Consider the following 8150-nt stretch of genomic DNA (forward strand, 5'->3'; position numbering starts at 1 on the left):
CCAGTGATTAGAAATCGACGTTGACGCCCAGCTGGTACGTCCGGCCCGGCATCACCGCCAGCGCCACGTCGTTGCGATCCTGCGCCGTGTCGCTGGTCAGCTCGCGGCTGCTGGTGTAGTCCCAGTATTTGCGGTCGGTCAGGTTATAGACGCCGCCGCTCAGCCGGACGTTTTTCGCCACCTGCCAGTAGGCCGTTGCATCCACCATGCCATAACCCGGCACGCGCATATACTCGCCGGCGGCGTCAGCAAGCGCCGCGCCGCTGTTGCTGTAGCTTTCGCGGCCGGTCTCGGTGGCGCGCTTGCCTTTCACGAAGGTCGCGGTCACGGCCGCGCCATAGCCGCGCTGCGCGTCGTCCCACGCCAGGCCGACAATCGCCTTCAGCGGCGCGACGCTGTCGAGATCGACATATTTGTCGCCTGCGTAGCTCGACTTCGACTTCCCTTCGTTATAGCCCAGCGCGAAGCTGGCGCTCAGTCCGTCGACCGGCTGGAACCAGCTGCCGAAGTTGATGCGGGTCGCCAGCTCAGCGCCGTAGATATAGGCTTTGTCGCGGTTCTCCGCCTGATAGGCGGTATAGATGTTGCCCGGCACGTTGACGAACTTATCGGGATTGCCGGCACGGGTGTAGCGCGTATAGGCGATAAAGTTTTTGTACTGGTTGTAGAACAGCGAGGTGTTGACCGTCACGCCTTTCACCGGCTCGCCTTTCAGACCCCATTCAAAATTATTGCTGGACTCCGTATCAAGATCCGCATTGCCGATCAGCGCGTACTGGGCGCGCCCTGCGTAGCTGGATCCAAGATTCCAGGAGCCGTAAAGCTGGCTGCCGGTCGGGAATTGCACGCCGCGCTTGTACTGCAGATAAGTGGTGAGCGCTGGCGTCAGGTCGTACTGGAAGGTGAGCGACGGCAGCACCACGGTATCGCTGTTGCCGGATCCGTACAGCGTTTCCAGCTGCGCGTCGGTCAGCACGCTGCTGCCGGCGGCGAGGCTGGCGAGGTTGCGCGGTTTGGTGTTCTGATACATCACGCGCACGCCGGAAATAACCGCGACGTTATGGCCGTCGGCGTCAAAATTGATTTTGTCCTGCAGGTAACCCGCGACGGTGTAGCTGCGGCTGTCGGCCTGCGGCTGCATAATCACGCTGGTCTGGCTCGGGGCAGGCGACTGGCGGAACGGGCGCTCGCTGTTTTCCGTATGGGCGTTGACGCCGGCGCTGAGCTCATGGCGGCCGACAATTTTACTGGCGCGCGTGTCGAAGCCCAGGCTATCGGTGTTGTAATCTGAATAGACCCTTTCATACGCACTGGCGCTGCCCGGCATAAACGTATTGTCGTGCGATTCGGTTTTCTGCCAGTAGAGCCGCGTGGTCAGCGTATCGAGCAGGTCGTTATAGGGCGTCCACTCGTCCGCCAGGCTGACGCCGAAGCGCCGCGTGTCGCTCTGCTGGCGCGCGGTGCCCCAGATGGTGTTGCCGGAGGTATCCCAGCCGTCGTAATGGGTGTGGTTGGTTTTGTGGTAATAATCGAAGGTGGCGCTCAGCTTGTGCCGATCGTTCGGCTGCCAGATGCCTGAAGTCATAAAGGCGTCGGAGTGCCAGTTGGCCGGATACGCCTCTTTCACGCCGCTGTTGTTTTGGGTTTCCTGGCCGTCGCGACGGCTGTAGACAAACAGCCCGCGCAGCTCGTCGTCGCCCGCCGCCGCCGTAATGCCGTTGTGCCAGCCGCGGTTGGCGGAGTCGTAGTTGCTCTGATAACCGAAGTACGTGGTTTTGCCGCTGCTCAGGTAGTCGTCGGCGCTTTTGTTATGGAAAGAGACGTTGCCGCCGATAGCGGCGTTAGGCTGATCGACCGCAGTCGCGCCCTTCTCAATCTCGATGCTGCCGAACATATAGGGATCGATATAGTCGCCGCGGCCGATGCCGAAGGTATTGTTGCCGGCGCGGCTGGCATAGGCGCGGCCGGTGGCGTCCGGCAGCGGAATGCCGTCAACGTCGAGTCCGACGCGATTGCTCTCAAGACCGCGAATGTTGTAGCCGCTGTAGCCTGCGCGGTCGAAGCCGCTTTTGCCCGAAGAAGAGCCGCCCGCCGAGCCGGTGGCGGCGATCAGCGGCTCATAGCGCATGATGGAGCCGAAGTCGTTCGCGCCGCGCTTTTGCAGATCGGCTGCGGTCAGGGTGGTTTTATTGCCCGCTTTGGGCTTCGGCGCGGTAACGGTCATTACCGCATCGCTGCTGGTCGAGTCAACCAGAGGCGAATCGCTGGCGGCGTAGCCGCAGGCGGCGTGAACAGACGAGGCGAGCAGCGCGATTTTACACAGACGCTGTTGGGTCAATCCCTGAAACATTAAAGACATAAGCGCAAATACCTTTTGATTGTTAGTATTTGCTCACTTACTTGCTGTCAGTCGCTAAATTCCGGCTTCGCACATAAAACCGTAAAGGGAAACATCATTTTTTATAGGAATAATTTCGCGAGAAATGTAATGTAAGTGGTAATCATTATCAACTAGCTTTAAAGTAAGATGTATCTTACACCGCACAAATTGCCAAGCTGCGACGTGCGCCCTTCTCTTTTCGCTACGGAAAACCCTATGAGTGGGAAACCGTCTGTGACCATTCACTACTGCACGCAGTGTAACTGGCTGCTGCGCTCCGCCTGGATGGCGCAGGAGCTGCTGCAAACTTTTGCGGAGGATCTGGCGGCGGTGACGCTCAAACCGGGCACCGGCGGCGTTTTCGTCATTACCCTCGATAACGAGACGATCTGGGAGCGTAAGCGCGACGGCGGTTTTCCCGATGCGGCGGCGCTGAAGCAGCGCGTGCGCGATCTCTGCTTCCCGGAGCGGTCGCTGGGTCATGTAGACAAGAAGAAGCCCTGAGGCAGCGGCGTTAGCTGGCGGCGATTTTATCCGCCGCGGCGTTCAGCGCGTCGACCACCTTTTCCAGCGTTTCCGCCGAGAGATCTTGCTGCGACAGGCGGCTATTGAGCGTGGTGCGTATGCGATGAATCGCCCGATCGACGTCGGGCAGGCTGCGGTTGTTCACCAGCACCGCCAGCGACGAGAGACGCTCGATAAGGTGCGCGATATGCGCCTGCTGTTCAGCCAGCCGCGCGCGTCCTGCCGCATTCAAGGTATAAGCCTTGCGCGACGCCTGCGCGTCCACCACGCGGATAGCGTCCATCTCTTCCAGCAGCGTCAGGTTGGGGTAAATAATGCCGGGGCTGGGAGAATATTCCCCTTTGGACAGCTCTTCGATCGACTTGATCAGTTCATAGCCGTGCGCATCGTTTTGCGCGAGGAAGTGCAGCATTAACAGGCGGATATCGCTGGCATCCAGCATTTTCTCACGACGTTTGCGACGACCGCCGCATTCACCGCGCGCAGCGGAATCCTGGTGACACGAGAAAGCCGGATCCTGTTTCATCGCCTGCCTGAAGGGAGTTTTTACGGGAGGATGATAGTAGTCCGCCGCCTGGCAAAATTCAACACGGGCGGCGGCGGCGGCCTATTTAGCGTGCCAGTAAGCGACGGCGCGCACAAAGGCGGCATCCAGGCCGCGTTGCTCGACAAAGTAGTCGCCGAGCGCTTTCGCGAACGCGCCTTCGCCGGTCAGCCAGATAAAGTAATCCTCCTGCGGCAGCTGGATGCTATCCAGCTCGGCGATTAGCGCCTCAAGCTTACCCGACTGCGCGGCGCCGCTGCCGAGCCAGCGCACATTCACGCCGGCCAGATCGGGCAGGTAGTCGCGGCCGGTCGCCTCATCCACACAGGCGAACAGATGCAGATCCTTTGCCTCGGCAGCCGCCACGCGGCGCCCGAAGGCCGGCAGGCTGGTCTCGTCGCAGACATAGAGCTGAAACGCGTAGTCGGTCGGTACCACCAGCGAGCCGCGCGGGCCGCCGATGATTAACCGATCGCCTTCTTGCGCCTGCTGCGCCCAGCCGCTGGCGACGCCGCCTTCATGAATATAGAAATCGATGGTCAGCGATGATTCGCCGTCAAAGGCGAGCGGCGTATAGTCGCGCGCCGGCGGACGCGCGCCGTCCGGCCAGACCACGCCTTCGTCGGTCATCTGCGGCAGCGGCAGCTCTGCGCCGCTCCCCTGCGGGAAAAAGAGTTTGATATGGTCGTCAAAGCCGGGTGAAGCGAAGCCCGCCAGATCGCTGCCGTGAAACACCACGCGCCAGAATTCACCGGCGATGAGCGTTTTGCTGGCAACGCTGATGCGACGGAAACGCAGTTCATTGCGCACGCGCTGCGGCGCGCGGCTGCGGGAGGCTCGGTTGTCGGAATGCATAAGTTCTCCTGTTACGCAGCTGGCCAGCGCCGTCGGCTGCAAACGTCGGTACGTGAGATATTTTAGAAATGATTCTCATTTGAGACGCTCAGATTACTCATGATATATCTTACGCGCAAGGATCGATCGTGCTGTTTTTGCGCAGCCGAATACCTGCGCGGGCAAACGCCTGCGCAGCGGTAAAGGAAGGGATAAAGCGAAGGCGCGCCGGACAGGCGCGCGTGGCAATCAGACGTTGTCGTTTAAAACGTCTGAGCTGAACTGTTTTTGCGACTGCTGCGGCAGCGCATTGTCGCCCAGGATTTCGTGCTGGGTCGGCTGGGCATGCGGGTGCAGGCCGGCAGGCGGCGTAAAGGGTTCAGCCATTTGGGCGCTGGCGAAAATCGGCAACGCAGCAAGCGCCGTAACAAGGAACAGCGTAGAAAGTTTCATGGTTGTCGTCGTTTTAACTGTCTGGTTCGGAAAGAACCTGAAAGGCAGATGAATATCCAGTCCGGCAGGCCAAATGCACGATATCCGCATGGCTGTCGGGTTAAGGCAGGAATTTTACGCTACAAAACGCATCTATTTTATAAAATCGTGCGGTTTGTCACGTTTCACCGCACGAAAAGCCGTTTTCAGCTCTGGACGACCGGTATCGAGAAGCGCCCCACCAGCGCATCCGGCGTCGAGGCTTTCATATCGAGCCGCAGCAGATCTTTACCCTGACGGCGCGCGACGCCCAGCGCGGGCAGATGCACGTAATAGAGATCGGCAATAAAGCGCGTCAGCTGCTCGGGCGCGCCCTGCCAGGAAAAAGAGGCGTAGAGGCCGCGCGCCGAGGTCCAGTTGACGATTTGCGATCCCAAAATGTCGGCGTGCTGGCTCTCCAGCGCCTGGAACAGGCTAATATGCTGCTGCTCTGCCGCCGAGCTGCCCGGACCGTACTGAAAGCCGAGCCAGCCGCGCTCGACGTGGGGCGCGGCCAGCTGCACGAAGTGGCGCGCCTGCTGCGCGACAGTGTGCGCATGGTCGCGCACGTAGTCGCCGAATTTGCACTCCCACTCGATCAGTTCGCCGCGCAGCTGCAGCTCCTCGCGCTCCACCAGCTGCGCCTGCATCATTTCGCCATATACGGAAATAGGCCCGTGGAAGCTTTGCAGCTGCAGGTCAGGCACGCGGCGGAAGGCGCCCGGCGTTAGCGAGAAGTGGCTTTTGAAAACCCGCGTGAAGTTCTGCTGGTTATCAAAGCCAAAACGCACCGCGATGTCGATCAGCGGCATGCGGGTCAGGCGCAGCGCCATAGCGGACATGGTCAGGCGACGCTTACGCGTATAGGCCGCCAGCGTCTGGCCGGTCATCTCTTTGAACATGCGCTGCATGTGCCATTTGGAGTAGCCGGATTTCAGGGTAATCAGATCGATATTGAGATCGTCGGTCAGATTCGCCTCAATCCAGTCCACCAGATCGCTGATGTACTGTTTTTTAACGTTCAGGCTGAGCATTTCGGTGCGGATCGTAGAAAGTATTGCGAGATTAGTCACATAATCATAACAAAAACGTCTTACGCATGTAAGGAAGGGTAAAGGAAGCGTAAGCAAAGCGCGGAGAAAAGGCATTTAATGCTTAGCCTGATAACCAAACAGAACAGGCTGGCAAAGCTGGCCTTCTTATTATGGATGATGGTGATGGTGCGGTGCTGGTGCAGACGCGGATGGCATGGCCCGATCGCAAAGTCGCTTTACGCATCCCTGCTCGCTCGGCCCGCGACATCCCTGTCGCGGGACGCTTTGCTCTTCGGGCCATGCCATCCGCGTTTCAATATCTGTGCGGTTTTTACAAGGCTAAAACCCCGGATGCTCTTCGGTCCATGCCATCCGCATCCACTCCGATACTCACACCAGCATAAAAAAAGGCTGGCAGAGCCAGCCTTCAAATTATCAACCAGAAACCGCTAGTGGCTGCGCATTCCTGCCGCTGTCATCATCATCCGGAACAACGTAGCCACGACGCCGAGCGCCAGCACGCTTGCTCCATAGATCACCACCAGCCACAGAATGCGTTTCCACAACGGGGCTTTGGGTTCTTTGTGGTTTTTCACGCTGCCGACCTCGGTTCGCATATCAATGGTATCCTTCGTCTGCTTTGATTTTCCCGCGGAACACGTAGTAGCTCCAGAAGGTGTAGCCCAGGATCATCGGAATAATCAACAAGCTGCCCACCAGCATAAAGGCCTGGCTAATCGCCGGCGACGCCGCCTGCCAGATAGTCACCGAAGGCGGAATAATATTCGGCCACACGCTAATACCCAGGCCAGAGAAGCCGAGGAAAATCAGCGCCAGCGTCAGCAGGAACGGCGAATAGTGCGCCTCGCGCTTAATGGCGCGCACAATGCCCCACGAGCAGAGCAGCACCAGCGCCGGAACCGGCAGGAACCAGTAAAGGTTTGGACGGGTAAACCAGCGCTGCGCGATGGCGTCATGGCTGAACGGCGTCCAGAGGCTGATAATGCCGACAACCACCAGCAGCGCGATCACCAGCGGCGTCGCCAGCGCGGACATCTTACGATGCAGCTCGTTCTCGGTTTTCATAATCAGCCAGGTACAGCCCAGCAGCGCATAGGCGATAACCAGACCCACGCCGCAGAACAGCGGGAACGGCGCCAGCCAGTCCATCGCCGAGCCGCTGAAATGACGGCCCGTCACCTTGATGCCGTCGAGCATCGCGCCGACCGCCACGCCCTGGCTAAAGGTCGCAAGCACCGAACCTGCAACGAACGACTTATCCCAGAATGCGCGGTGCGTCTCGGTCGCCTTAAAGCGGAACTCGAAGGCGACGCCGCGGAAGATCAGGCCGATCAGCATCGCCGTCAGCGGGATAGAGAGCGCATCGGCAATCACCGAATAGGCCAGCGGGAAGGCGCCATAGAGGCCCGCGCCGCCCAGCACCAGCCAGGTTTCGTTGCCGTCCCAGACCGGCGCGACGGTATTGACCATCATGTCGCGCTCGACGGCGTCCTTATTAAAGGGAAACAGCAGCCCGATACCGAGATCGAAACCGTCCATGACGATATACATCAGGGTGGCGAAAACAATAATCGCGAACCAGATAATGGAAAAATCAATCATTTTATTTTCCCTCCTGCGGATCGTTCAGACTTTCATGGGCCGCAGAGAGCGGACGAGCCGGCGTCTTGCCGTGGCCTGGACCGCCGTGACGCACATCCTTGCCTTCGCCGGTAAGCGGGCCTTTCTTAATCAAGCGCACCATATAGACGTAACCCACGCCAAACACCGCGGAGTAGACCGCGATAAAGGCCAGCAGGCTGATGCTCATATGCAGATCGCCATGACCTGAAACCGCGTCGATAGTGCGCTGCACGCCGTAAACTACCCATGGCTGACGGCCGATTTCCGTGGTGAACCAGCCCGCCAGCAGCGCGATCAAGCCAGACGGCCCCATCAGCAAAGCAAACCACAGGAACGGACGCGACTGATAGAGACGGCCTTTATAGCGCAGCCACAGGCTGACCACGCCGAGCGTAATCATCAGCAGCCCCATCGCCACCATCACGCGGAAAGACCAGAATATAATCAGTGAGTTAGGACGATCCTCTTTCGGGAAAGTCTTCAGCGCCGGCACCTGCTTATCGAGGCTGTGCGTCAGAATCAAACTGCCGAGATAAGGAATTTCCACCGCATATTTGGTGCGCTCTTCATCCATATCCGGGATACCGAACAGGATCAGCGGCGTCGCTTCGCCCGGCGGGTTTTCCCAGTGGCCTTCAATCGCGGCGATCTTCGCCGGCTGATGCTCAAGGGTATTCAGACCGTGCGCATCGCCGATCATCGCCTGAATCGGCGCGAC

Annotated in this window: 9 protein-coding genes; 1 reads left to right on the forward strand and 8 read right to left on the reverse strand. The window is 59.2% G+C overall.

Going from position 1 to position 8150, the window contains the following annotated elements; translation table 11 throughout:
• Window positions 1-7: 7 nt before the first annotated feature.
• A complete protein-coding gene (locus tag HA46_RS15805; protein WP_084885321.1) occupies window positions 8-2359 on the reverse strand; it encodes a TonB-dependent receptor domain-containing protein in 2352 nt (783 codons plus the stop codon).
• Between the two features lie 237 nt (window positions 2360-2596).
• Between HA46_RS15805 and HA46_RS15810 the strand changes: the two genes are divergently transcribed.
• On the forward strand, window positions 2597-2884 hold the full coding sequence (locus tag HA46_RS15810; RefSeq protein ID WP_084885322.1) for an Rdx family protein: 288 nt from the start codon (window positions 2597-2599) through the stop codon (window positions 2882-2884).
• Window positions 2885-2894: 10 nt separating this feature from the next.
• Here HA46_RS15810 and HA46_RS15815 read toward each other — a convergent pair whose 3' ends face one another.
• The 7 genes from HA46_RS15815 to HA46_RS15845 form a co-directional block, all read right to left on the reverse strand.
• Window positions 2895-3431 (reverse strand): PadR family transcriptional regulator, encoded by a 537-nt coding sequence (locus tag HA46_RS15815; RefSeq protein ID WP_033792165.1) that lies wholly within the window; start codon window positions 3429-3431, stop codon window positions 2895-2897.
• Window positions 3432-3512: 81 nt separating this feature from the next.
• Entirely contained in the window at window positions 3513-4304 is a 792-nt protein-coding gene (locus HA46_RS15820; RefSeq protein ID WP_084885324.1) for a siderophore-interacting protein, read from the reverse strand.
• A gap of 228 nt (window positions 4305-4532) precedes the next feature.
• On the reverse strand, window positions 4533-4736 hold the full coding sequence (locus HA46_RS15825) for a hypothetical protein (RefSeq protein ID WP_033792167.1): 204 nt from the start codon (window positions 4734-4736) through the stop codon (window positions 4533-4535).
• Between the two features lie 185 nt (window positions 4737-4921).
• Window positions 4922-5788, reverse strand: coding sequence for a helix-turn-helix domain-containing protein (locus HA46_RS15830; RefSeq protein ID WP_033792168.1), 867 nt, complete (start codon window positions 5786-5788; stop codon window positions 4922-4924).
• A 449-nt stretch (window positions 5789-6237) separates the two neighbouring features.
• Window positions 6238-6405: a DUF2474 domain-containing protein gene (locus HA46_RS15835; protein WP_065426289.1), complete on the reverse strand. Its 168-nt coding sequence runs from the start codon at window positions 6403-6405 to the stop codon at window positions 6238-6240.
• Window position 6406: 1 nt separating this feature from the next.
• Window positions 6407-7411, reverse strand: a complete 1005-nt coding sequence (gene cydB / locus HA46_RS15840; protein ID WP_033792169.1) for a cytochrome d ubiquinol oxidase subunit II — start codon at window positions 7409-7411, stop codon at window positions 6407-6409.
• A 1-nt stretch (window position 7412) separates the two neighbouring features.
• On the reverse strand, window positions 7413-8150 hold a 738-nt coding region (locus HA46_RS15845; RefSeq protein ID WP_143807648.1), incomplete at its 5' end, for a cytochrome ubiquinol oxidase subunit I.

The organism is Pantoea septica, assembly GCF_002095575.1.
Lineage (GTDB): Bacteria > Pseudomonadota > Gammaproteobacteria > Enterobacterales > Enterobacteriaceae > Pantoea > Pantoea septica.

What these genes read in the sequence shown, in the direction of transcription:
- HA46_RS15805 (WP_084885321.1), bottom strand. Translation starts at nt 2,359, where the DNA reads ATGTCTTTAATGTTTCAGGGATTGACCCAACAGCGTCTGTGTAAAATC.
- HA46_RS15810 (WP_084885322.1), top strand. Translation starts at nt 2,597, where the DNA reads ATGAGTGGGAAACCGTCTGTGACCATTCACTACTGCACGCAGTGTAAC.
- HA46_RS15815 (WP_033792165.1), bottom strand. Translation starts at nt 3,431, where the DNA reads ATGAAACAGGATCCGGCTTTCTCGTGTCACCAGGATTCCGCTGCGCGC.
- HA46_RS15820 (WP_084885324.1), bottom strand. Translation starts at nt 4,304, where the DNA reads ATGCATTCCGACAACCGAGCCTCCCGCAGCCGCGCGCCGCAGCGCGTG.
- HA46_RS15825 (WP_033792167.1), bottom strand. Translation starts at nt 4,736, where the DNA reads ATGAAACTTTCTACGCTGTTCCTTGTTACGGCGCTTGCTGCGTTGCCG.
- HA46_RS15830 (WP_033792168.1), bottom strand. Translation starts at nt 5,788, where the DNA reads ATGCTCAGCCTGAACGTTAAAAAACAGTACATCAGCGATCTGGTGGAC.
- HA46_RS15835 (WP_065426289.1), bottom strand. Translation starts at nt 6,405, where the DNA reads ATGCGAACCGAGGTCGGCAGCGTGAAAAACCACAAAGAACCCAAAGCC.
- cydB (WP_033792169.1), bottom strand. Translation starts at nt 7,411, where the DNA reads ATGATTGATTTTTCCATTATCTGGTTCGCGATTATTGTTTTCGCCACC.